This window comes from Ochrobactrum sp. S1502_03, from assembly GCF_044435015.1.
Taxonomy (GTDB): Bacteria; Pseudomonadota; Alphaproteobacteria; order Rhizobiales; family Rhizobiaceae; genus Brucella; species Brucella chromiisoli.
Map to the genome: position 1 here is coordinate 1 of NZ_JAYEXN010000096.1, position 833 is coordinate 833.

Here is an 833-nt window from a genome sequence, read left to right on the forward strand (position 1 = left end):
AGCTTTGCGACGGTGATCTGGTATTTGATTGAGCGCGCCTGTTTCTCGGCGATCTCCGACTGCAACAGGTCGCCGACAATGCGTGGTGGCTCGTGCTGGCGCTTGATGCCAGAGGCCATGATCTCGTCATAGGCACTGCGCATGCCGTAAAGCTTCAGCGTGCTCATCATGTCGAAGATTTGAGATCGTTCCATATCAGCTTGCCCTCCTGAGGCTATCGTAACGGGCGCAATCGGCCAAAGGTTCATGGGTTAGGTGAAGCGCATCGGGGATGGAAAGAATGGCGGCGGGCTGTGGGTCTCGCTTGCGAGCCAGAATGTTGATGATCACAGCGGCGGAAAATACACCTTGATCAAGCGCCTCCTGGCAAGCCGCTTCGACTGTAGGAAGACCGTCGATACCTACACATTCCAGGATCGACACCATCTGTCGGTCCCCATCATGCATGCTTTTAAGCTTCCGTCGAACATGCTCCATGGAAGCTGGCAGAACCCAATCAAGGAATGGTGCACCGTTCCTCAGTGCTCCCGGTTTGCGTGTCAGGACCGGAACATAATGCCATGGATTATAAATTGTCTCGCCACGACCAAAGCAGCGTTCATGCTGGCCTATCTCGACACCATTTTGCCTTATGACGATGCGGTCGGCATAAGCATGGATCTCGGCTGGGCGGCCAACGGCAGTCGACAGCACCGAATATTTGTTGTTGTCGAAACGCACGAGGCAAGTTTTGCCTGTTGGTTTTCACGCGGAACTGAGCCGGTTTTTTCACCGAGAATTGAGCCACCTTCGAGTATGTTTTTCAGATCATGGTTTGGTCAAGGGATTGGGTT

The 833-nt window shown here is 53.5% G+C and carries 2 pseudogenes; both read right to left on the reverse strand.

The features are described 5' to 3' along the window. Positions 1–194, reverse strand: a pseudogene (locus VBH83_RS19350) (IS21-like element helper ATPase IstB); the annotation flags it as partial. Position 195: 1 nt separating this feature from the next. Beyond that, a pseudogene (locus tag VBH83_RS19355) lies at positions 196–729 on the reverse strand (Mu transposase domain-containing protein); the annotation flags it as partial. Positions 730–833 lie beyond the last annotated feature (104 nt).